We start from the raw sequence: 21,389 nt of genomic DNA, 5'->3' as shown, positions 1-21,389 counted from the left end.
GCGTGCCACCTTGAGGCCGCGAGCGGCCTTGTGCAGCTGTAGAGCTGGTCAACGCCCAGTTCCTGCTGCACTCCCTGTTTCCGTCACGCTATTGTTCGTCATCCCTTCGCCCGGCGTGCTGTGGTCAGCAGATCCACCAGCCCCTTCCGACGCGCGCAGCAGTTTTTTGCGCACCAGGTGGATGTGGTTGCGCAGGGCATACAGCTCGTCCGCGTACGACAGAGGCACGCTCACCTTTTCGGCCTGGGCTTCCAGTCCGTCGAGGGTGCGCAGCAGGGTTGAGGGGTCGCTTTTGCCCATTTCCAGGTCGTTTTCGATCTCGCGCAGGCGGCCATACCAGCGAAACACCCGCGACCGCACGCGGAACTGGTAGAGCGGCGGCACGATGCGCGACAGCGGCAGCATGATGGCCAGCAAGATGCCCAGCACCAGCCACATGCGCTCAATCAGGTTGGCCATCCAGAACGGCAGGTAGCGTTGCAGCATGGGCACCGGCTCGTTCATGGCGCGGTCGCCCTCCTTGGCAATCGGCAGCTCGCTGCCGCGCGTGTTGGGAAACTCACGCGCTCGGTTGAACCAGCCTGCGCCGCTGTGCAGCTTTTGTGCGTTCTGGGCAAACAGGGTCAGTAGGGCGGGGTGCGTGCCGTCGCGCGCCAGCAGGGACGTGGTGGTGGCCACGAGCCGAACATCGCGCTGGGGCACGTTGGCCGCGAGGTCCACCACCCCGCGTGGCAAGGTCACGGGGGTGAGGAACGGAAACCGCCTTGCGTAGGCCTCGTGCTGCGCAAAATCCAGCAGCTGCACGCCGGGCGTTTGCAGCAGCATCTGCACCATCAGCGATTCAGGCGCCGAGGCAAATACCAAGGCGTCGAGCCTCCCCGCCAAAAACTCCACCGTCGCGGGCGTCTGTTCCAGGCGCGATAGCTTGACTGCGCTGGGCTCCACCTTATTGGCCTGCAGCAGCCGCTCGATCAGCGTGGGCACGCCGCTGCCCTCCGACCCCACATTGACCCGCCAGCCGCGTAGCTGCCGCAGGCCATCGAGCCGGGGTGCGTTGTGCATGCGCTCTGCTGCATCGGTGCGGTAGAACAGCCACAGCGGCTCTACAAACAGGCTGCCCAGCGATACCAGGTTGTCCGGATCATCGGGTTGCAGTTCGGCTGTGCCGCCCTGTACAAAAGCGACATCGGCCTGGCCGTCGCGCAGAAGCTGCAGGTTGTGCGATGAGCCCTCGCTGGGCAGCAGAACCACATCGATGCCGTCTGCCGCCAGCGCCTTCTGGTAGCGCTTGCCAAACTCCTCATAGGCACTTTGGGCGGGGCCTGTGGCCAGGGTCACCGTCTTGGGGGGATTGGGGTTGAGCCACCAATAGGCCAGCACCAGCAGCCCGACCGCCAAGAAGGCGAGGGGGCCTGCCGACACAATCAGATCGCGCAGGGTGAGGAAAGTGTTGCGAAAGGCCTGGGGCATAGGGGATGGACAAACAGAGCGAAACGGGGCGGCGGTATGCCTGGATGGGATGGCGGGGCCCCTGGGTGGTCCCGGAGCCATACCTCGCTATCAGCGAGCCGGTGGATTATCCAGGCAGGCGTGGCGGCGGCGCGCACCAGCTCTGGGCATCCCGCACCGGGAGTCGCCCAGGTCTCAGATAGCTGGAGGACTGAAACCGCCGGCCAGCGAGGGCTCCTACTGCGGCAGGCGCCTGCGTTGGCGCTCATAGGCCATGCATTCCTGCAGCGAGAGCATGTCGTTCTGGTCCACATCCGCTGCCTCGAAGTAGGCCATGCGTGCCTGCACCACCTCGGTGAACGACAGCTTTCCGTCCCCGTCCTTGTCGGCTGCTGCCAGCCGCCTCAGCGGGCCTTTGCCGATGCGGGGCAATTGGCCCAGCTGGGAGAGATGGACGTAGCCCTCTCCATCGGGCCCCAGGCTGTGCCAGCCCTGCACGATGTCCTGGTGGAACTCGTCCAGCGACACGTTGCCGTCGTGATTGAGATCGGCTGCCGAGCAGATGGCCTGCAGCCGGTGGGTGAGGGTTGGTGCCACCGGTTTGTGCGCCTTGGCAGGGCGGGGTGGCGTGGTGGGTGACGATACGGAGGTGTCGGCCGCATTGGCCGCGTGCGTCGTTGTTGCCAGCACCAGGGCGCAGGCGCCTGCACAGATCCAGTGAAGAGTTGTTTGCATGGGACCTCCTTACCACCACCAGCGTTGGCTGGGGCTGCGGTTGCAGGGCCAGACCATGGTGTGTGCCCCAGGGCGGACCTGGCCTGCGTCTACATCCAGGCATTTGCCGGTGAGCTGGCTCACGATCTGCCCACCCAGGGTAGACCAGCTTTGGCTGCGCGAGCCCGAGCAGGACCACAGCACCACCCGTGCACCGTCCCGTGGGTCGCCACGGTCCACGTCCACGCACAGGTCGCGCACCCGGATCTCCCCACCCCGCCCCACCGCAAAACGCTGGGACGCCGTCCCGTTGCATTCGTACACCTGCAGGGTGGTGCCGGGCTGGAATTTGCCACCCCTCACGTCGAGGCACAGACGGCCGTCCACCCGGATCTCGCGCCCCCAGTCCCCGCCCTGGCCGGGGTAGTCCGGGTACTCGGGGCGACGGTCGTTGTCGTGCCGGTTGTGGTTGGCCAGCAACGCGATGCCGGCAATGGCCGCCACGGCCGCCACAGCTGCTCCGGCATTGGAGCCGCTGCTGCTACCGGATGCATAGGTGCGTGTGATCTTGAAACGTCCCCCGCAACCACCGTTGGTCCACAGCTCGCGATTGGTCAGGTCGTAGCCCCAGGTGCGGTTGAAGCGGCAGGCCCCCTGGGTTTGTTCCACCAGATCCACCTGGGTCACGTCGTCCGCGAGGCGGTAGGAGGTGTAGCCGCCGCTGGACTGCAAATCCACCAACTGGTCCTGCGCCTGTGCCGCCGGGGTGCTCACGAGCAATGGCAGGCATAGCAGCCATGCATGTTTCCGAAAGGCCTGGTCTCTCATGGGTTCACTCTCCTTGTTCCGATCAGGGTCCATGGGGATGGGTGTAGCGCAGTGGGCCCCGGCCCAGGGCACCAACCGTCACCGGCATCATAGGACGGTCTGATGCTTGTGCGCCCGGCGACAGGGGCGCCATCGGTTGAAATCTTGCTGGAGCAGCGAGGACTGTTCGTGCATGATGGCGTCGCGCTGGGGCAGCCCCTTGTCTGCCTTTGTACTACCCATCCACTGCCGTGTCCGATGAAACGCTTCTATGTCGTTGCCTCCATCCCACTGCTGCTGGCGGCGCTCATCCCCATTGCTGCATCCCTGTGGGTGGCCCACCGCCAGGCCAAGGAAGACCAGGTCGCCTATCTGACCTCGTTGGCGGACGAGGTGCTGCGACGCGGCGTGGCCTCGCGCCAGCAGCTGGTGGCGGCGCTCAACGATCTGGACGGAGATCCGCACCCCGCTTGCAGCCAGGCCAGCCTCACACGCATGCAGCAGCTGGTGGGCACCTCGTTCTATCTGCAGGGCATGGGGGCGGTGAGGGATGGAGCGCTAGTCTGCAGCACGCTCACCACGGGCAATGAGGTGGTACCGCTCACCGGCAACCACATGGTCACCTCGACGGGTATTTCCACCTGGATTGGCGCCCGCCTGCCCTTTGCCCCGGAGCAGCCTTTCAACATCTACGCCCGCAACGGCCATGCGGTGATCATTCACCCGGGCATCGTGATTGACATGCCTGTGCTTCATGCGGATGTCGCGCTGGGGCTTCTGATCAGCACGCCCCGGGCGCTGATCCGGTCCAAAGGTCCGCTGGATACTCAGTGGCTGAACCTCTACACGCCCCATGTGAACAACGTGGCTGAAAGCGAGACCCACTACATCGTCTTCCGGGTGTCGAAGGAAAACAATGTGGCGGCGGTCGCGGCAGCTCCCAAGGCGCTGGCCCACGAAGGGCTCAAGGCCCAGGCGCTGATCCTGGCACCCCTGGGGCTGGTGGCCAGTGCCCTGTTTGCGCTGGGCGTCGCGATGCTCACCCGGTGGCAGTTGTCGCCCCGCGTCAGACTGCGGGCGGCCCTGCGCCGGCGCGAGTTCTTCGTGCTCTATCAGCCCATCGTGGATCTGGAAACCGGCCAGTGGGTGGGGGCGGAGGCTCTGCTGCGCTGGCGTCGCCGCAACGGCACCCTGGTGCCCCCGGATGAATTCATTGCAGAAGCGGAGAAGGCCGGGGTGATCGTGCACATCACGCGGTACGTGATGGATGTGGTGCTCGCCGACTTGCCCGAGATGCTCAAGGCACGCCCGGGCTTTCATGTGAGCCTGAACCTCTCGCCCCAGGACCTGGTGGCCGACGGACCCGTGCAGTACCTGCAGCGGCGCTTCAGCGCCATGGAGATGCCGCCGGGCGCGCTCATGCTGGAGGTTACCGAGCGCGGGCTGGTGGACATCGAGGCTGCACGGCCCGCGCTGCAGGCTGCGCGGCAGATCGGTGCATCGATTGCGCTGGATGACTTCGGTACGGGTTACTCCAGCCTGTCCATGTTGGAGTCCATCGACATCGACACCCTCAAGATTGATCGGATCTTCATCGCCAGCATCGGCGCGCAAGCCGCCATCAGCCCGGTGACTACCCACATCATCGAAATGGCCCACATGCTCAAGCTGGCACTGATTGCCGAGGGCGTCGAGACTCAGGACCAGGTGGACTTCCTGATTGCCCGGGGTGTGCGCCAAGCCCAGGGTTGGAAGTTTGCCCGTGCCATGCCGCTGAATGATCTGCTGGCCGGCATGCGCCCGCAGCCAGCCGTTTCACCACGTGGCTCGGCGCAAGATTGATCCCGCCCTGTTGGATGGCGCGGCAGGACGGGACGAGGGCGCTACTTGAGCAGCAGTGACGACCCGCTACCGTGAATCCGGAAGACCGCCACGGCATTCACGAGGTCGTCGGCCTGCCCGCGCAGGCTCGAAGCGGCGGCCGCCATTTCCTCCACCAGCGCGGCATTCTGCTGGGTCGCCTGGTCCATCAACGTGACCGCTTCACCCACCTGCGTGACGCCCGCGCTCTGTTCAGAGCTGGCAGCGCTGATCTCGCCCATGATGTGCGTCACGTTGCGGATGCTGGCCACTACCTCGGTCATGGTCTGGCCTGCCTTGTCCACCAGGGCGGTGCCGTGCTCCACGCGGCCCACACTTTCGGTGATCAGTTGTTTGATCTCCTTGGCGGCGGCGGCGCTGCGCTGGGCCAGGTTACGCACCTCGTTGGCCACCACAGCAAAGCCCCGGCCCTGATCGCCTGCGCGTGCGGCCTCCACGGCGGCATTCAGCGCGAGGATGTTGGTCTGAAACGCAATGCCATCGATCACGCTGATGATGTCGTTGATCTTGCGGCTGGAGTCGTTGATGTCCTTCATGGTGGCCACCACCATGGCCACCACTTCGCCCCCCTGCTGCGCGACAGTCGAGGCTGATTGCGCAAGCCGATTCGCATTGATAGCGTTGTCCGCGTTCTGCTTCACGGTCGAGCCCAGTTGCTCCATCGACGCTGCGGTTTGCTGCAGCGCACTGGCCTGTTGCTCGGTGCGCATCGACAGGTTCTGGTTGCCCTGCGCGATCTCGGCGCTGGCGGTAGAGACGCTTTCCGACCCCTGGCGGACCCCCGCCACCAGGTTCGACAGGTTTTGGCGCATGGCCTCCATCGAGGCAACCACCGTGGCGATTTCGTCCTTGCCCTGCGCCACCAGCGGCGTGGCCAGATTGCCCCGCGCAAACTCCTGCGTGGCCCGACTGGCCTCACTCAGGGGTCTGACGATGGAGCGCATGGTGGCGATGCCCAGCACGCAGGCAAACGCCACCATTGCCACACTCAGCACAACCAGTTGCAAGCGAAGCGATTCAAACTGGCGCATCGACTGCTCGCTGGCCCGTTTGCTGATGGCGTCACTCTCGGCCAGGAAGACGCCGATGTTGCTCACCAGCTTGGTCAGCAGGGGGCGGCATTCCGTGTTGATCTTCTGGATCGCTGCGTCCTTCTCGCCCTGGCTGCCAAGCCGCGTGATCTCCAGCGCCACCGGTCCATAGGCGGCTTCCGTCTCCTTGATCTGGGCCAGCAGGCTGCGCAACGGGGCCGTCTCAGGTGGAGCTGCCTGGAGGGCTTCCTCCACGCTCTTGAGCGCCCGCCCCATGCGGTCGTGCGCCGCGCCGATGAGCCGGAGTTCAGCAGCGGCATCTTCCTTCGACCCGGCAATCATCAGATTGCGGGCCGAGATGGCCCGCGCATTCGCAGCATCCAACACCTGGTTACCCAGGCTTTTGACCACATTCAGGTGATTGACCTGGTTGTCCAGGCTCTCCTGCGTCTTGGCTTCTCCGTGCAGGCCCATGATGGCCACCAGGATCAAGGCACTGGTGATAACTACATAACCAATGCCAAGACGCGTCTTGATGCTCAGGTTTTGCAGGACGTTCATACAAAAGGCCCTCCAGCTGGTGATGACGATGATGCGCTTTGTGCGGGAAAAAGCGCCATGTTTTTAGGCTTGTGAGCCAGCAGCCACATGTGCTCTGGTAGTGCGGGGCGCCACAGTGCACCCCCGCCGGGGCCTGTGGCGTGTTGTGGTCATTGATGTTGGGCGACTTTCCGGCCCAGTCAAAGTTTTTTTTGACCGCGCGCAGCAGGCTCTGCAAGCCTTGCGCCGCGCTCCTGAATGTCTCTAGTGCATCGCCGCGCCAAACCGGTGGCGGGGCTGCAGGCCGGGTCGTCGTGCGGGTCAGCAGGCTGAAGGGCATGCCCCCCATCACCCATTCATTGGCAGGATGACTAAAGGGTGTCCTCCTGGTTCAACCGGCCTTGAGTCGGAAACGCGCCACCACCTCGATCAACCGCCCGGCCTGGTCGCGCAGCGACTCTGACGCAGCAGCAGATTGCTCCACCAGTGCGGCATTCTGTTGGGTCATGCTGTCCAGTTGAGAGATGGCGGTGTTGACCTCGACCACGCTCTGGGTCTGTTCCTTGATGGCGCTGGCGATTTCGCCAATCAAATGGCTTACCTGCTGTACCGAGCCCACCACTTCATCCATTGTTCGGCCAGCTTCCCCGACCAACTGCGCCCCGCCTTCCACCTGGTCAACCGAGCTTGATATCAGCTCTTTAATCTCCCGCGCTGCCTGCGCGCTGCGCTGCGCGAGCGTTCGCACCTCGGTGGCCACCACCGCAAACCCGCGCCCTTGCTCCCCGGCCCGTGCCGCTTCCACGGCTGCATTCAAGGCCAGGATGTTGGTCTGAAACGCAATGCCATCAATCACACCAATGATGTCTCCAATCTTGCGCGATGAGGATTGAATGCCATCCATGGTGTTCACCACGCGTGCCACCACCTCACCGCCCCGGACGGCCACGGTCGAAGCTGCCGACGCCAACTGGTGAGCCTGCTGCGCAGACGTTGAGCTGTGGCGCACTGTTTCGGTGACTTGCTGCAGCGCTGCGGATGTCTCCTCGATGCTGGCGGCCGCCGCCTCGGTGCGTACTGACAAGTCCTGCCCGCCGTTGCTCACCTCTTCACTGGCAGTCGCGATGCTGTCGGCGCTGCGACGCACGTTCGTGACGGATTCGTTCAGGGCCTGTTGCATGCGGGCAAGGGCGCGCAGCAAGTCACCCAACTCATCGCCGCGCGACGAATGCACTTCGCCCGTCAGGTCGCCATCAGCGATGCGATCGGCGGTGCCCGCCGCAAAACTCAGAGGAATGGTGAGCGAACGTGTCAGCACCCAGCCAATGGCGGCACCGAGGGCCAAGGCCACTGCAACCATCAGCCAGATGCCCCAAAGCACCGCGCGGTAACTCTCGGTGCCTTTTTGCTGTGCCTTTTCCACCCCTTCGTCGTTACGCTGGTTGAGCTTGCCAATGGCGTCGGTGGTTGCACGAAATGCCTGCCGTGAATCGCCCCGCAGGTACGCCAGGGCCTCATCGCCCTTGCCGTCCCGCACCAGGGCCAGCAGTTGGCTCTGGGTGCCTTTGTAGCGTTCGACCGCAGCTTTGAAGGTGTCAAAAAGCTTGCGCTCTGCGTCGTCGTCCAGTGTGTTTGCGTAGGCCTGCAGCAGATTGGGTACCAGGGTCCACTGCTTGTCTATGCGCGCACTTTCTTCTTGCAGGGCTTTGTCACCGCCACCCAGCAGCACCTGCAGCTCGGCACGGCGCATTTGATTGAGCGCTTCGTTGAGGCCTGCCAACTGCTGGGTGCTGGGCAACCAATTGGTGGCAAGGTCCTCCACGCTGCCTTGCACCCGATTGACGCGGTTCACGGCAAACAGCCCCATGGCCAGCACCAATGTCAGCAAAAGGCCAAAACCCAGGCCCATGCGCAAACCGACTCGCAGATTCGACAGTCGCATGCTTTTCTCCTCAAAAAATTGGCTAGATTCAGATCGAGAACATGTTCCTAACAGGTAAGTAGCAAGTAGCGCAAGCACCGGGGGCCTCGGTGCTTGCCGCGCAGGGAATGCGCGCTCGGTGCATGAAAAGGCCTGCGAGGAAAAACGGCCACAGTCGCAGCTATTGCAAGCATCGGCAGCGCCGCAGATCACCCCATGCTCCGATTGAACTCGGAACAGCGACATGCGCAAAGGTTGTTTTGCGCACAGTATCCGCCGGCCAGATGGTTTTGGATAGGTGTGGAGGAGTGGGCGCTAAATGGCAGCCCATGGCCCCGGCTGGATCCGAGGCTGGATAGGGGGGAGGTGGCGCTCAGCGCGAAGGCGACGCCGTAGTCCCGGCCTACCGCAGGTCGGCGGCAGCGGGCAGGTACAGGCCTTCGGCGGTGGTGATCGCCCGTGCCGCCCGTGCCGCCCGTGCTGTGGCGATGGCCGTGGCCTCGGCCGCCATGGTGGCCAGCACCATCATGCCCGGGCTCTTACCGCTGCGGCCCGTGCCCAAGCTGAACAGGGTGTCGCCGTCCGACATGGTGTGCACGGGGTTGATGCTGCGGGCCAGCCCGTCGTGAGCGGCCACGGCCAGGCGGTGGGCCTGCACCTTGGTGATGACCGCGTCAGTGGCGACCACCCCGATGGTGGTGTTGGTGCCCGCCAGCAGGGGCTGGGGCGGGTCGCCGCGCAGCAGGGCGCGGCGCGTGTCGCGCAAACGCAGGCCGTCGTCGGTGCGGGCACCGGCAATCACTTGCGCGGTGTCGGGGTCGATCACGTCGCCCAGCGCATTGCAGGCGATGAGGGCACCTACCGTGACGCCGTCCACGGTGACGGAGGCGGTACCGATGCCACCCTTCATCGCACGCTGAATGCCGAAGATCTTGCCCAGCGCCGCACCGGTGCCCGCGCCCACGTTACCTTCGGCCGGGTCTGCGGTGGAGGCGGCCTCGCACGCCGCGTAGCCTGCCGCGGCATCGGGGCGCACGCGCATGTCGCCCACCAGCAGGTCGAACAGCACGGCGGCGGGCACGATGGGCAGGCGGCCCACGGCCACGTCGAAACCCACGCCGCGCTCTTCCAGCCAGCGCACGGCGCCGGTGGCGGCATCCAGCCCCCAGGCGCTGCCGCCCGCGAGCATGATGGCGTGCACCTTGTCCACCAGGTTGGAGGGGTGGAGCAAATCCGTCTCGCGCGTGCCGGGTGCGGCACCGCGCACATCCACCCCGGCCACGGCGCCCTCGCGGGTGATGATGACGGTGCAGCCCGTGGGGCGGCGGGTTTCGGTGAAGTGGCCGACCTCGATGCCGGCCACGCGGGTGATGCTGCCAGCGTCGCCAGCCATTGCGTGTGGAGAACTCATGGCTGGTGATTATGGTGCCCTGGGGCCGGGCGACAGTTGCGCAGCATCAGGGCCCTGGCGCTGCACGTGGAGTCGCGTCAGGGCGCTTTCTCGATCCGTTGGACGTGGTAGGCGCCGCTGACCTGTTCGGCCCGAAAGCGCACCTTGTCGCCGGGTTTCAGGTCGCCCACCACACCCGCGTCAGCCACGCGGAACACCATGGTCATGGGCGGCATCTCCAGGTTCTTGATCTCGCCGTGTTTGAGGGTCAGGCGCAGGGTGCGCGGGTCCCAGCGGGTGATTTCGCCTTCGCTCAACTCCGCCTGTGGCGCGGACGGTGCGGTGGCGGCGGGGTGGTGGCTGCTGTGGCTGTCTGCGGCAGCCCCTGCGGGCGCCTGCGCCAGGGCGGGCCCTGCAACCAGGACAAAAAGGGCGGCAGCCAGCGGGATGGAGAAGAAGTGCTGGGTCATGTGGATGCCTTTTTGTTGTAGCTGTTGAAGATGCGCGTGCTGCCGTCGTGGGCCACCAGCAGCACGTCGTACGGGTCGCGCCGGTCGCCATACACGGCGCCGTCCATGCCTGGCGATCCCACGGGCATGCCCGGCACGGCCAGGCCCAGGGCCTTCGGCTTTTGCTGCAGCAGCTTGCGCACATCGCTGGCGGGCACGTGGCCTTCCACCAGGTAGCCGCCCACCAGCGCGGTGTGGCACGAACCCAGTTTTGGCGGCAGTCCCAGGCGGGCACGCACGGCGTTGTTGCCGGTGGCATGCACCTTCACGGCAAAGCCGTTGGCTTGCATGTGGTCCACCCAGTCCTGGCAGCAGCCGCAGTTGGGGTCTTTCCACACTTCCAGCGGTGTGGGCGTGTTGGTGGCGGCGCGGGACCCAACCGGCAGCAAAGCGACGGCCAACCCCGCGCCCAGCAGAGGCAGAGTGGTGGCCAGCCATTGGCGGCGGGCAGGGCTGGGGAGCGCGGTCATGGATGCGGATGCAGCCCGAGGGCGTTGGAGGGTCATGGTGTTTCTCCTGGCGTTATGGATGGCGGGGCAGCACGGTGATGGTGCCGGTCATGCCGGCCTGGTAATGGCCGGGGATAAGGCAGGCAAAGTCAAAGCTGCCTGCACGGTTGAAGTGCCACACGATGTCGCCGGCCTTGCCCGCCGCCACATGGGCCATGTAAGGCTCGTCGTGTTCCATGCCCGGGTGCTTTTTCATCATCTCGGCGTGCTGGTCGAGCTCCGCCTTGGTGCCGATCACGATCTCGTGCAGCACCTGGCCTTTGTTCTGGGCGCGCAGCCGCACGGTGTCGCCCTCGCGCACTTCGATGTGGCGGGGGCTGAACCGCATGTCGTCGCCCATGCGCACGGTGATCGTGCGGCGCACCTGCTGGGCATCGCCTGCAATGCCCCAGTCTTTTTGCTCTTTGACCACGGGGGCTGTGGAGGTGCGGTGGGGTATGTTTTCATGCCCATAGGCAGAAAAAGTGCCGAATGCGCTAGTGCATATTGCCCAGGCAGCTATGAATTTAATAGTGTTCATGGTGATCGTTGGCATCAATGTTGGTGGCCGCTGGCAGCCGGCTTGCGTGCATTGGCCGCGCCCGGGGCGGTGCCTGGGGTGTCGGTGCGTGCAGGGCGTGGTGTGGCGGCCGGGGCGCCTTGCCATTCAAAGGCCTGGGTGCCGCGTGGCTGCCTGAAGTCGCCGGGGTCGGCATAGCTGCCTGCGGGTTGGTCAGCGCGCACCTTGAGGGTGGTGAACATGCCGCCCATCTCCAGGGGGCCGAAGGGGCCGGTGCCCGTCATCATCGGGAAGGTGTTGTCGGGCAGCGGCATTTCCATGGAGCCCATGTCGGCCATGCCGCGCTCGCCCATCACCATGTAGTCGGGCACGATCTTCTGGATCTTGCCGACCAGGCCCCGGTGGTCCACGCCGATCATGGTGGGCACGGCGTGCCCCATGGCGCCCATGGTGTGGTGGCTCTTGTGGCAGTGCAGGGCCCAGTCGCCGGGTTCGTCGGCGATGAACTCCACCTGCCGCATCTGGCCCACGGCCACGTCGGTGGTCACCTCCGGCCAGCGCGCGCTTTTGGGCACGGGGCCGCCGTCGGTGCCGGTCACTTCAAACTCGTGCCCATGGAGGTGGATAGGGTGGTTGGTCATGGTGAGGTTGCCCACGCGGATGCGCACGCGCTCGCCCTGACGCGCCACCAGCGGGCTGATGGCAGGGAACACGCGGCTGTTCCAGCACCAGATGTTGTGGTCCAGCATGGTGTTGACCTTGGGGGTCATGCTGCCGGGCTCCACGTCAAAGGCGTTGAGCAGAAACGCGTAGTCGCGCTGCACCTTGGCGATCTGCGGATGGCTGCCCTTGGGGTGGGTGATCCACAGGCCCATCATGCCCATGGCCATCTGCACCATCTCGTCGGCATGCGGGTGGTACATGAAGGTGCCGGGGCGGCGCGCCACAAACTCGTACACGAAGGTCTTGCCGGGCTGGATGGCGGGCTGGGTGAGGCCGCCGACGCCGTCCATGCCGTTGGGCAGGCGCTGGCCGTGCCAATGGATGGTGGTGTGCTCGGGCAGGCGGTTGGTGACGAAGATGCGCACGCGGTCGCCCTCGACCACCTCGATGGTGGGGCCGGGGCTCTGGCCGTTGTAGCCCCACATGTTGACCATGAAGCCAGGCGCCACCTCACGCACCACGGGCTCGGCCACCAGGTGGAACTCCTTGACGCCCGCGTTCATGCGCCAGGGGGCGGTCCAGCCGTTCAGGGTGACCACGGGGTTGTAGGGGCGGCCGGTGGGCGGGTGCAGCGGTGGCGCGGTGTCGGCGCTGGACTGTGTGGCGGGTTCGGGCAGCGCGGCCAGGGCCACGCGGCTGACGGAGGCTGCGGCCACGGCCGTGGCGGCGCCAGAAAAGAAATTGCGGCGGTTCATGTCAGTGGCCTTGTGGGGTGGTGGAGGCTGCGGCGCCGGAGGTGAGGCCCTGCAGTGCGCCGGGCGAGGTGCCGGTCAGCGCCAGTTGCAGGTCGGTCTCGGCCAGCCAGAAGTCGCGCTGCGCTTCGATGGCGTTGGCCACGGCCTGCGTGCTGTTGCGCGCTTCGGCCAGCATGTCCCACACGCTGGCCAGCATGCCGTTGTAGCGCAGCGTGGTCTCGTCGGCGATGAGCTGGCGCAGGGGCACCACTTCAGCCTGCTGCTGGCGCGCCAGGTCGAGGGCCGTGCGGTAGGTGAGCCAGGCGGTGCGCACCTCGCTGCGGGCGCGCACGGCAGTGTCTTGCAGCTGGGCGGCGCTTTGCTCCACCTCGGCCTGGGCGCGGGTGCGGGCTGCACCACCCCAGTCCAACAGGGGCAGGGGCAGCTCGATCTCCCAGCCGCGCTTGATGTCGCTGCGGCCGGTGTCGCGTTCGGTCGCGGTGTTGCGGCTGTATGCCAGCCCAATGTCACCAAACACCGCGCCCGCACGGCTCCAGCCCTGGCGCGTGGCCTGGGTGTCCAGCTGGCGGCGGGCGGCTTGCACGTCCAGCCGCTCGCGCAGAGCGGTGGCTTCGATGCCATCGGCGGGTATGGCGGTGGCGGGCAGGGGCGGCAGCTGCTGGGCCAGCTGGTATTGGGTTTGCTGCCCCCACAGGCCCATGCGGCGGTTGAGCTGCTCACGCTCGGTGGCGGCGGCCAGGCGGGCGCGGACACGCTGGCGGGTGGCCTCGTGCAGCACGGCCTGTTCGCGGGCTTGTTGCAGGCGGCTCCAGTTGCCCACCTGCGCCATGCGGTGCGCCAGCTCGGCCCCGGCCTCGGCGGCTTCCACCATGCGGTCGTGCGTGGCGGCCACCTGCTCGGCCGCCACCGCCCGCAGCCAGGCGCGGCGGGTGTCTGCAGCCAGTTGCACCACGTCCTGCGCGGCCTGCAGCGTGGCAATCTGCAGGCGCTCGGCCTCGCGCTGGGTGCGCCAGGGCAGGGTGATGAGGTCCATCAGGCCAAAGGCCAGGGTGCGTTCGATCTCGCGTTCCTGGCTGTTGGTGAAGCGCCCCAGGGTCAGGTGCGGGTTGGGCAGCGTGATGGCCTGCACCCGCTCGGCATCGGCCACGCCCAGCGCGGCCAGCCAGGCTTGCAAGCCGGGGTTGTTGAGCAGGGCAATGCGCACGGCGGCGTCTTGTGTCAGGGGTTGCGCGAGCCAGCCGTCAATGGACTGCTGGGCCTTTGCGCGAGCGCTCGGGTCCGTGGCGGGCAAGGCCGCCTGGGGCACACCGGCGGTACGGCCCGCAGTGAGGGCCGCGACATCACTGCGCAGGCCATCGGGCGACACGCTGGCGCAGCCCGCCAGCAGGGTGGCGGCAGCCAGTATGCAGAGGCGATGTGCGCTGATCATGGCTTGCCCTTCTGCTCAGGGTGGTGGGCGGGTTGGGCACTCCCTGGGCTTCCGTGATGCATTTCATGGCGTGTGCCGTGCTGCTTCCCATGCGGCATGCCGTGCTGCATGCCCTGGGAATGGTGTGGCATGGAGGTAGCCGTGGAGGCTGCGGGCGTGGGAGTAGGTGCAGAGCCTTTTTGCGCCTCCCAGGCCACGATGTCCGCATGGCCGCGCGGGAACGCGCCCACGGCCTCGTGCGCCTGGCGCCAGGCCTGGGGTGTGGGCAAGGCGTCCACCAGCGGGGGTTGCGGCGGCATGGCCGTGTACGGCAGGGGGGCCGTGGGCGCATCGGCGCGGGTAGCGTCGGGTGCAGATGGGCCCTGGGCTTGCGCCAGCAAGGGCGACAACAGGGCAAGACAAGCCAATCGCATCGGCCACGATGGCCCGGGCGACGGCAAGGAGAGAAAAATGGCAGGGGCGCGCATGGCGATCTCCAGACAACGAACGAAAAAACAGTGCACTGCAGCCCGACGAACCCCGTTGTTCAGGGGCCATCAGGCTATGGCAGACGCACTTCGGGCGTCGGAGATCAGGCGATGGGTGGTTTGATGGCCAGCGCCGCAGGGGCGCTGTCAAACTGCGCAGAGGCCAGGGGCAGCAAGGCTCCGGCGGGCAGGGGGGCGGGGGTCAGCGATGCGGGCAGGCCCAGCATGGCCGAGTGGCAGATTTCGCAGGCCGAGCAGCTGGCACTGTGGTGGTCGTGGTCGTCGCCCGATTTGCAGCCCGCATCGGGGTTCTGGCAGGCCGCAGAGTGGCTGGCGGTGTGGTCGATGCCGGGCTCAGCGGCCGGGGCGCCATGGTAGGCGTGGGCGTCGGCGGGTGCCACGCCCTCGGCCTGCGCCAGGGTTGCGGAATGATCGTGGGGATGGCCCTGGTCGTGGTCGTGGACCATGCCTTCCGCCGTAGGCTGATGGGCCTCGGTATGCTGCGCGGCGCCTGCAGGCAGCAGCGGAGCCACAATGCCCGCCGCCATGGCCGTGCCCGTCAGGCCCCGAAGGACCAGCACCACCATCAGCAGGAAGAAGAAGCCGCGACGCATCCTTCAATGATACGGCGGAGCCGCTCAAGGTTCCGCAGGTAACCACTTTCTGGCGCTGCGGGCAACCCTGCGCAAATCGTGAATGCCTTTTCCGACCATGGGCAGTAACATGTGACGAAACATGTCTGCCCGTTTGTCAGCGGCTGTCGGCAGATATGTGCTCAAGCGTTCTTTCTCTTGCACAGAAAGGTCGGTATGCCCTCATGGGTCGCTGGAATGTGGAGCACCTTGTCCGCGCGTATTCGCTGGCTGGTGCTGTGGGCCACGCTGCCAGCGGTGCTGTTGGTGGTGTACCAGGCACGGGCCCACCGCACGGACGCGATTGCTGCGGCCGAAGAGCGCGCGCTGCAGACCCTGCAGTCGGTGGCTGGCACCCAGCAGCGGCTGATCCAGAACACCCGCCAGTTTCTGCAGCAGCTGGCCGCCATGCCGCAGGTGCACGACCCTTCAGCGTCCCAGTGTGGGCGTTACCTGGCCGAAGTGCTGTCGCTCAATGCCACCTACGTCAACATTGGCGTGCCACGGGCGGACGGCGAGCTGCTGTGCAATGCGCGTCCGCTCAAGGCGCCTGTCAACGTCGCCAACCGCCCATATTTTCAGCAGACGATTTCGGGGCGGGACTTTGCGGTGGGCAGCTTCCAGGTGGACCGTGCCGCCCAGGTGGCCAGTGTCAACTTTGCCTACCCGGTGATACCGCCCGGCACGCAGGAGGTGGTGGCGGCCGCCGTGGCGGTGGTGTCGCTGGAGTGGTGGAGCCGGCGGCTCACCGACCTGGGGCTGCCGGACGGCGCGGTGGCCCGGGTGTCCGACCCTGAGGGGCGCGTGCTGGCGCGTTATCCCCCCGACGCCAGCGAGCTGGGGGCACCGTTTGCCGATGCCGAGTTCCGCGCCCTGGTGCTGCAAACGCCCCAGGGGCAGCGCCAGCGGTACCGCCCTGATGGTGCGCCCGAGCTGGTGGTGTTCCAGCCGCTGATCGAGGCAGGCGGCAAACCGGTGGCCACCATGAGCCTGGCCGTGCCGCTGGACAACCTGTACGCCGCGGCCAACAGCCGCATGTGGACCGAGATGGCGTTCTTGCTGTGCGGCCTGGTGCTGTCATTTGCCGTGGCGCAGGTGGGCGTGCGGCGCGGCGTGATGCGGCCCCTGAGGCGCCTGATGCACGCCACGGACGAGCTGGCCGAGGGGCGCTATGTATCGCGCGTTCCCGCCACGGGCCTGCAGGAGCTGACCGAGCTGGGCCGCCGGTTTGACCGCATGGCCCTGACGCGACAGAAAGCCGAGGCCGAGCTGCGCCAAAGCGAAGAAAACCTGGCCATCACGCTGCTTTCCATCGGCGATGGTGTGATCGCCACCGATGCGCAGGGCCGCATCACCCGCATGAACGTGGTAGCCGAGCGCCTGACAGGCTGGCCGTTGGCACAGGCCATGGGCCAGCCGCTGCCCGAGGTGTTCCGCATCATCAACACCGGTACCCGCGAGCCGCAGGTGGACCCGGTGCAGCTGGTGATGGACCGGGGCCAGGTGGTGGCATTGAGCAACCACACCACCCTGCAGGCCCGGCATGGCGCCGAGTACCACATTGCCGATAGCGCCGCTCCCATTCGCAACTCCCAGGGGCAGATCGTGGGGGTGGTGCTGGTGTTCAGCGACGTGAGCGAGTCCTACCGCGTGCGCCGCAAGCTGGAGGACAACGAGGCGCGTTTTCGCACCCTCACCGCGTTGTCGTCCGACTGGTACTGGGAGCAGGACGCGCAGTTTCGCCTCACGCATGTGGAAGGCCGGGCCGATGACCGGCTGGTGCAGGAAGCCGCGCTGCACATGGGCAAGACGCGCTGGGAGCTGGCCGCACCGGGCATGAGCGACGCGCTGTGGGAAGAGCACCGCGCGCTGCTGGAGCGCCACCAGGAGTTCCGCGACTTCGAGTTCGAGCGCCGCGACCAGCAGGGCTGCTCGTACTGGGTGTCCATCAGCGGCACGCCCGTGTTTGATGACGACGGTGTGTTTTGTGGCTATCGGGGCGTGGGCAAGGACATCTCCGCCCGCAAGCGCGACGAGAACGAACTGCGCATTGCGGCCATTGCGTTCGAGTCGCAAGAGGGCATGATCGTCACCGACGCGGACACGCTCATCCTGCGCACCAACCGCGCGTTCAGCCGCATCACCGGCTACAGCGCCGACGAGGTGGTGGGCCGCCGCACCAGCCTGCTGGCCTCGGGCCACCATGACAAGGCGTTTTTTGATGCCATGTGGGCCAGCCTGGCCAGCACCGGCGAGTGGAAGGGCGAGCTGTGGAACCGCTGCAAGAGCGGCGAGGTGAACCTGCACTTCATGGCCATCACCGCCGTCACGGACCAGCACGGGGTGCTGACGCACTACGTGGCCACCCTCAGCGACATCACCCAGCGCGCGGCGGCGGCGCGGGAGATCGAGCACCTGGCGTTCTACGACCCGCTCACCCACCTGCCCAACCGCCGCCTGATGATGGACCGACTGCAACAGGCGTTTGCCACCAGCGCGCGCGCCGGGCTGCAAGGGGCGCTGCTGTGCCTGGACCTGGACCACTTCAAGACCCTGAACGACACCCTGGGCCACGACATGGGCGATGTGCTGCTGCAGCAGGTGGCCCAGCGGTTGACGGCCTGTGTGCGTGAAGGTGACACCGTCGCGCGGCTGGGTGGTGACGAGTTTCTGGTGCTGCTGGAAGACCTGGGCGCACTCGCCACGGACGCTGCCGAGCAGGCGCAGATGGTGGGCGAAAAGATTCTGGCCGCGCTCAACCAGCCCTACCAGCTCGCATCACACCATGTGCACAGCACCACCAGTGTGGGCGCCGTGCTGTTCAGCGGCCAGGCGCAGACGGTGGAAGATGTGGTCAAGCACGCCGACCTGGCCATGTATGCCGCCAAGACCGCCGGGCGCAATGGCATCCGCTTTTTTGACCCGCGCATGCAGGCCGCCGTCACTGCCCGCGCGGCGCTGGAGAATGATCTGCGCACGGCCCTGGAACAGGGCCAGTTCACACTGCACTACCAGGTGCAGGTGGGCTGCGGCAAGCATGTGGTGGGGGCCGAGGTACTGATCCGCTGGAACCACCCGGCGCGCGGCATGGTGCCGCCGTTCGAGTTCATCCCCCTGGCCGAAGAGACCGGGCTGATCCTGCCCATCGGCCTGTGGGTGCTGCAGACCGCCTGCAGCCAGCTGCGCCGCTGGCAGGACGACCCTGCCACGGCCGACCTGCAACTGGCGGTGAACGTGAGCGCGCGCCAGTTCCGCCAGGCCGACTTCATGGAGCAGGTGGTGGCCGTGCTGCGGCAGACCGGCGCGCGGCCCGATCGCCTGAAGCTGGAGCTGACCGAGAGCCTGGCGCTGGACAACGTGGACGACACCATCGCCAAGATGAATGCACTGCGCGCGCTGGGCCTGCGCTTTTCGATGGATGACTTTGGCACCGGCCAGTCGTCGCTGTCGTACCTCACGCGGCTGCCGCTGGACCAGCTCAAGATCGACCAGAGCTTTGTGCGCAACATTGGCATCCAGCACACCGACGCGCTCATCGTGCAGACCATCATCGGCATGGCGCAGAGCCTGGGCATCGACGTGATTGCCGAGGGGGTGGAGACCGAGGCGCAGCGCGCGTTTCTGGAGCGCCACGGCTGCACGCTGTGGCAGGGCTACCTGTTCAGCCGCCCGGTGCCCATCGAGGTGCTGGAGCACCGGCTGCACAGTGGGCTGGGCTGGCAGGTGTCCACGTAGAAGGTGTGTCTCTGCAGGGCGCTCAACCGCCCTTGGCCGGGGCCTACACCGCCATGTAGCGGCCCGGCCGATGGTTCATGGCCAGCACCAGGTTGAGCGCCACGGCGCCCGCAATGGACCAGGCCACGCGCACGGGCTCCACCGTCCACAGGGCCAGCAGCACGATGCAGCAGTCCACCGCCATCTGCACCTTGCCTGCGCGCCAGCCGTAGCGGTCCTGCAGGTACAGCGCCGCAATGCCCACGCCGCCCAGGCTGCAGCGGTGGCGGAACAGCACCAGAAACCCCGTGCCCGTGATCAGCCCGCCCGCAATGGCGGCATACAGCGGCTGCAACTGCGCGAACTGCAGCAGTTGCGACTGCAGCTCGGTCAGCAGCGACAACAGCAGCACCGCGATGAAAGTCTTGACGGTGAAGGCCCGGCCCAGCTTGCGCAGCGCCAGCCAGTAAAACGGCAGGTTGAGCACAAAGAAGATCTTGCCAAAGCCGATGCCCGTGGCGTAGTGCAGCAAAAACGCCAGCCCCGCCGTGCCACCCGTGAGCAACCCCGCGCTGGTGAAAAACGCCACCCCCACCGAGATGAGCAGCACCCCTGTGAAGATGGCCACGGCGTCTTCCGTCAGGCTGTGGGGCACGACCAGCGGAGCGTGGGCTGTGGGGGCGGCAGGGGAGCGGGATGGCATGGGCAAAGGGCAAAAGGATGAAGGCTGTGCTCGCGGCCCCCGGGGCAGAGGGCGGCGCACAGGCATGGGATTGGACCATGCAAGCCCCATGCCGGGCTTGTCGTGCGTCAACTTCCGGGTGCCAGCTTGCCATCGCACCAATCAGCCGGATACTCCTGATTTGATAGCTGCCAGCGCATATGAATCAAGCGCCAGCATCGGTTTTTGGTTGAAATTGAGTGGCCGATAGGCTGGCAGCCGCCAACGCCCCGTCGATCAGCTTCGTGATGTGCGGCTGCGGCGCCATGGGCGCCAGCGCACTGACCTGCGCCCGGCCCGTGTTGCCGACGGGCAGCCGCGCCAACGCGTGGCCCAGTGGCACCAGTGCCAGCCGCAGTACCTGTCCGCCGGCCTCGCGCAGGTCGCGCAACTGCAGGGCGTAGCGCAGCATGGCCCTGTGTGACCGCCAATGCAGGGACAGCGTGGTCTGCCCCAGCACGTGCGCGGCCTCCAGCCAATGCCAGCGGGTGGCAGACGGTGCGTTGGCATCGCGCGCAAACGCAGTCAGCAGGTGGTCGAACGCGCGCTCCCTCTGCAAGGGGTCAGCCATGGGTGCTGCAGCGTGGCGCGCCGCCAGCTGGCGCCAGCGCCGTTGTCGGTGCCGGTAGAACACCTGGGCAAACGCCGCGCTCAGGGGCGTCATCAGCCAGGGCAGGTGGCGCGCGACCACGTCGATGTCGTCGGTATAGAGCGTGCGGCCGTCTGGCAGCGGCTGCAGCGTGATGCGGTGGTCCCAGCGCCGCATCAGCGTGCCCTCGCCGTTGTCGCGCAGCGTGGGCCAGGCACCGGCCTGGGCAGATGGCTCGATGGAGATGCGCACGGTTTGCGAGCCCATGGGCAGCAGCCCCAGCAGCCGCATCTGCAACGGCAGATCACCGGGAGACCAGTGGGTGGGCCAGGGCGCGCCGCCAGGGCGCTTGAACCGCACCAGAGGCGCCGTGATGTGGCGGAACACTGATGTGCTTTGCAGTTGCGCAGCCACCCATTCGGGCGGTGCGTTGAGCGGAGTGGACAGGCGTACGCGCATGGATCAGTGCCCGTGTGCTGCGGGGGCGGCGGCGGTGCTGGCCAGCTCCTGCCGCGCGTGGCGGATCACGCTCCAGCCGCCGCTGATGGCTAGGCCCGCCATGACGGCCGCCACCGCCAGGTCGGGCCAGGCCGTGCCCGTGCCCAGCACCCCCAGCGCGGCCGCCATCACGGCCAGGTTGCCCAGCGCGTCGTTGCGCGTGCACAGCCACACGCCGCGCATGTTGGCGTCGCCCTCGCGCCAGGCGTAGAGCAGGGCGGCTACACCCAGGTTGGCCGCCAGCGCCAGCAGGCCCACGCCACCCATGGTGAAGGGCTCGGGCGGAACCCCTTGCCACACCCCCCAGGCCACCCGGCCGATCACGAACACGCCAAACGCCAGCATGCTGGCGCCTTTGAGCAGCGCGGCGCGCGCGCGCCAGGTCAGCGCCATGGCCAGCACCCACAGCGACAGGCCATAGTTGGCCGCATCGCCCAGAAAGTCGATGGCGTCGGCCAGCAGCGACGCCGAGCCCGAGTGGGTGCCCGCGCCCAGTTCCACCACAAACATGGCGGCGTTGACGACGAGCGCAATCCACAGGATGCGGCGGTAGCGCGGGTCTGCGCTGGCGGGGGCATCGTGGCTGTGGCCGGGGGCGCTGTGGTCGTGGTGGCCGTGATGGCAATGGGCGGACATGGTGTTTTCTCCTGTCGGTTTTGGAAAGCGATGGC

The 21,389-nt window shown here is 66.8% G+C and carries 18 protein-coding genes; 2 read left to right on the top strand and 16 right to left on the bottom strand.

The features are described from left to right. Positions 1–48 precede the first annotated feature (48 nt). The 3 genes from ASC83_RS15085 to ASC83_RS15075 all read right to left on the bottom strand — a co-directional run bounded on the left by ASC83_RS15085 (position 49) and on the right by ASC83_RS15075 (position 2,991). Complete coding sequence (locus tag ASC83_RS15085; protein WP_056064112.1) at positions 49–1,470, bottom strand: TAXI family TRAP transporter solute-binding subunit; 1,422 nt, start codon at positions 1,468–1,470, stop codon at positions 49–51. A 216-nt stretch (positions 1,471–1,686) separates the two neighbouring features. Next, positions 1,687–2,184, bottom strand: coding sequence for an EF-hand domain-containing protein (locus tag ASC83_RS15080; RefSeq protein WP_056064109.1), 498 nt, complete (start codon positions 2,182–2,184; stop codon positions 1,687–1,689). Positions 2,185–2,193: 9 nt separating this feature from the next. Then, positions 2,194–2,991 (bottom strand): lectin, encoded by a 798-nt coding sequence (locus tag ASC83_RS15075; protein ID WP_056064106.1) that lies wholly within the window; start codon positions 2,989–2,991, stop codon positions 2,194–2,196. Positions 2,992–3,228: 237 nt separating this feature from the next. On the opposite strand from ASC83_RS15075, the gene ASC83_RS15070 reads away from it, so the two are divergent. After that, the gene (locus ASC83_RS15070) at positions 3,229–4,812 is read left to right on the top strand and encodes an EAL domain-containing protein (RefSeq protein WP_056064104.1); all 1,584 of its coding nucleotides are present in this window, start codon (positions 3,229–3,231) and stop codon (positions 4,810–4,812) included. A gap of 41 nt (positions 4,813–4,853) precedes the next feature. Here the strand turns inward: ASC83_RS15070 and ASC83_RS24445 are convergent, their stop codons facing one another. From ASC83_RS24445 to ASC83_RS15020, 10 genes are all read right to left on the bottom strand, one after another. Continuing rightward, the gene (locus ASC83_RS24445) at positions 4,854–6,443 is read right to left on the bottom strand and encodes a methyl-accepting chemotaxis protein (RefSeq protein WP_056064101.1); all 1,590 of its coding nucleotides are present in this window, start codon (positions 6,441–6,443) and stop codon (positions 4,854–4,856) included. A 370-nt stretch (positions 6,444–6,813) separates the two neighbouring features. Next, on the bottom strand, positions 6,814–8,364 hold the full coding sequence (locus ASC83_RS15060) for a methyl-accepting chemotaxis protein (RefSeq protein ID WP_082522468.1): 1,551 nt from the start codon (positions 8,362–8,364) through the stop codon (positions 6,814–6,816). Positions 8,365–8,746: 382 nt separating this feature from the next. Further along, positions 8,747–9,754 (bottom strand): P1 family peptidase, encoded by a 1,008-nt coding sequence (locus tag ASC83_RS15055; protein ID WP_056064097.1) that lies wholly within the window; start codon positions 9,752–9,754, stop codon positions 8,747–8,749. Between the two features lie 77 nt (positions 9,755–9,831). Continuing rightward, the gene (locus ASC83_RS15050) at positions 9,832–10,203 is read right to left on the bottom strand and encodes a copper-binding protein (RefSeq protein ID WP_056064094.1); all 372 of its coding nucleotides are present in this window, start codon (positions 10,201–10,203) and stop codon (positions 9,832–9,834) included. Further along, on the bottom strand, positions 10,200–10,748 hold the full coding sequence (locus tag ASC83_RS15045; RefSeq protein ID WP_233250591.1) for a DUF411 domain-containing protein: 549 nt from the start codon (positions 10,746–10,748) through the stop codon (positions 10,200–10,202). Before ASC83_RS15045 ends, ASC83_RS15050 begins: the two co-directional genes overlap by 4 nt. Positions 10,749–10,764: 16 nt before the next feature. Beyond that, positions 10,765–11,271 (bottom strand): plastocyanin/azurin family copper-binding protein, encoded by a 507-nt coding sequence (locus ASC83_RS15040; RefSeq protein ID WP_056065112.1) that lies wholly within the window; start codon positions 11,269–11,271, stop codon positions 10,765–10,767. Positions 11,272–11,285: 14 nt separating this feature from the next. Further along, complete coding sequence (locus ASC83_RS15035; protein ID WP_056064092.1) at positions 11,286–12,668, bottom strand: multicopper oxidase family protein; 1,383 nt, start codon at positions 12,666–12,668, stop codon at positions 11,286–11,288. A 1-nt stretch (position 12,669) separates the two neighbouring features. Then, entirely contained in the window at positions 12,670–14,097 is a 1,428-nt protein-coding gene (locus ASC83_RS15030) for a TolC family protein (protein WP_056064089.1), read from the bottom strand. Then, the gene (locus ASC83_RS15025; protein ID WP_156379514.1) at positions 14,094–14,564 is read right to left on the bottom strand and encodes a hypothetical protein; all 471 of its coding nucleotides are present in this window, start codon (positions 14,562–14,564) and stop codon (positions 14,094–14,096) included. The genes ASC83_RS15030 and ASC83_RS15025 overlap by 4 nt, the downstream gene beginning before the upstream one ends. Positions 14,565–14,668: 104 nt before the next feature. Next, positions 14,669–15,178 (bottom strand): hypothetical protein, encoded by a 510-nt coding sequence (locus ASC83_RS15020; protein ID WP_056064083.1) that lies wholly within the window; start codon positions 15,176–15,178, stop codon positions 14,669–14,671. 228 nt (positions 15,179–15,406) lie between these two features. Here ASC83_RS15020 and ASC83_RS15015 point away from each other — a divergent pair, with 228 nt between their 5' ends. Then, the gene (locus ASC83_RS15015) at positions 15,407–18,931 is read left to right on the top strand and encodes an EAL domain-containing protein (RefSeq protein WP_235509385.1); all 3,525 of its coding nucleotides are present in this window, start codon (positions 15,407–15,409) and stop codon (positions 18,929–18,931) included. A 43-nt stretch (positions 18,932–18,974) separates the two neighbouring features. Here the strand turns inward: ASC83_RS15015 and ASC83_RS15010 are convergent, their stop codons facing one another. The 3 genes from ASC83_RS15010 to ASC83_RS15000 all read right to left on the bottom strand — a co-directional run bounded on the left by ASC83_RS15010 (position 18,975) and on the right by ASC83_RS15000 (position 21,354). Continuing rightward, entirely contained in the window at positions 18,975–19,613 is a 639-nt protein-coding gene (locus tag ASC83_RS15010) for a YitT family protein (protein ID WP_056064077.1), read from the bottom strand. A 184-nt stretch (positions 19,614–19,797) separates the two neighbouring features. Next, positions 19,798–20,679, bottom strand: a complete 882-nt coding sequence (locus tag ASC83_RS24335) for a DUF3703 domain-containing protein (RefSeq protein ID WP_235509384.1) — start codon at positions 20,677–20,679, stop codon at positions 19,798–19,800. Positions 20,680–20,682: 3 nt separating this feature from the next. Next, positions 20,683–21,354, bottom strand: coding sequence for a cation transporter (locus tag ASC83_RS15000; protein ID WP_056064074.1), 672 nt, complete (start codon positions 21,352–21,354; stop codon positions 20,683–20,685). Positions 21,355–21,389 lie beyond the last annotated feature (35 nt).

The sequence above is a fragment of the Acidovorax sp. Root402 genome (assembly GCF_001425125.1).
In the GTDB taxonomy this organism is placed as follows: domain Bacteria; phylum Pseudomonadota; class Gammaproteobacteria; order Burkholderiales; family Burkholderiaceae_C; genus Acidovorax; species Acidovorax delafieldii.
This window is presented reverse-complemented; position numbering and strand designations above follow the sequence as displayed.

What these genes read in the sequence shown, in the direction of transcription:
- ASC83_RS15000 (WP_056064074.1), bottom strand. Translation starts at nt 21,354, where the DNA reads ATGTCCGCCCATTGCCATCACGGCCACCACGACCACAGCGCCCCCGGC.
- ASC83_RS15050 (WP_056064094.1), bottom strand. Translation starts at nt 10,203, where the DNA reads ATGACCCAGCACTTCTTCTCCATCCCGCTGGCTGCCGCCCTTTTTGTC.
- ASC83_RS15025 (WP_156379514.1), bottom strand. Translation starts at nt 14,564, where the DNA reads ATGCGCGCCCCTGCCATTTTTCTCTCCTTGCCGTCGCCCGGGCCATCG.
- ASC83_RS15060 (WP_082522468.1), bottom strand. Translation starts at nt 8,364, where the DNA reads ATGCGACTGTCGAATCTGCGAGTCGGTTTGCGCATGGGCCTGGGTTTT.
- ASC83_RS15040 (WP_056065112.1), bottom strand. Translation starts at nt 11,271, where the DNA reads ATGAACACTATTAAATTCATAGCTGCCTGGGCAATATGCACTAGCGCA.
- ASC83_RS15045 (WP_233250591.1), bottom strand. Translation starts at nt 10,748, where the DNA reads ATGACCCTCCAACGCCCTCGGGCTGCATCCGCATCCATGACCGCGCTC.
- ASC83_RS15010 (WP_056064077.1), bottom strand. Translation starts at nt 19,613, where the DNA reads ATGCCATCCCGCTCCCCTGCCGCCCCCACAGCCCACGCTCCGCTGGTC.
- ASC83_RS15030 (WP_056064089.1), bottom strand. Translation starts at nt 14,097, where the DNA reads ATGATCAGCGCACATCGCCTCTGCATACTGGCTGCCGCCACCCTGCTG.
- ASC83_RS15020 (WP_056064083.1), bottom strand. Translation starts at nt 15,178, where the DNA reads ATGCGTCGCGGCTTCTTCTTCCTGCTGATGGTGGTGCTGGTCCTTCGG.
- ASC83_RS24335 (WP_235509384.1), bottom strand. Translation starts at nt 20,679, where the DNA reads ATGCGCGTACGCCTGTCCACTCCGCTCAACGCACCGCCCGAATGGGTG.
- ASC83_RS15085 (WP_056064112.1), bottom strand. Translation starts at nt 1,470, where the DNA reads ATGCCCCAGGCCTTTCGCAACACTTTCCTCACCCTGCGCGATCTGATT.
- ASC83_RS15080 (WP_056064109.1), bottom strand. Translation starts at nt 2,184, where the DNA reads ATGCAAACAACTCTTCACTGGATCTGTGCAGGCGCCTGCGCCCTGGTG.
- ASC83_RS15035 (WP_056064092.1), bottom strand. Translation starts at nt 12,668, where the DNA reads ATGAACCGCCGCAATTTCTTTTCTGGCGCCGCCACGGCCGTGGCCGCA.
- ASC83_RS24445 (WP_056064101.1), bottom strand. Translation starts at nt 6,443, where the DNA reads ATGAACGTCCTGCAAAACCTGAGCATCAAGACGCGTCTTGGCATTGGT.
- ASC83_RS15070 (WP_056064104.1), top strand. Translation starts at nt 3,229, where the DNA reads ATGAAACGCTTCTATGTCGTTGCCTCCATCCCACTGCTGCTGGCGGCG.
- ASC83_RS15075 (WP_056064106.1), bottom strand. Translation starts at nt 2,991, where the DNA reads ATGAGAGACCAGGCCTTTCGGAAACATGCATGGCTGCTATGCCTGCCA.
- ASC83_RS15055 (WP_056064097.1), bottom strand. Translation starts at nt 9,754, where the DNA reads ATGAGTTCTCCACACGCAATGGCTGGCGACGCTGGCAGCATCACCCGC.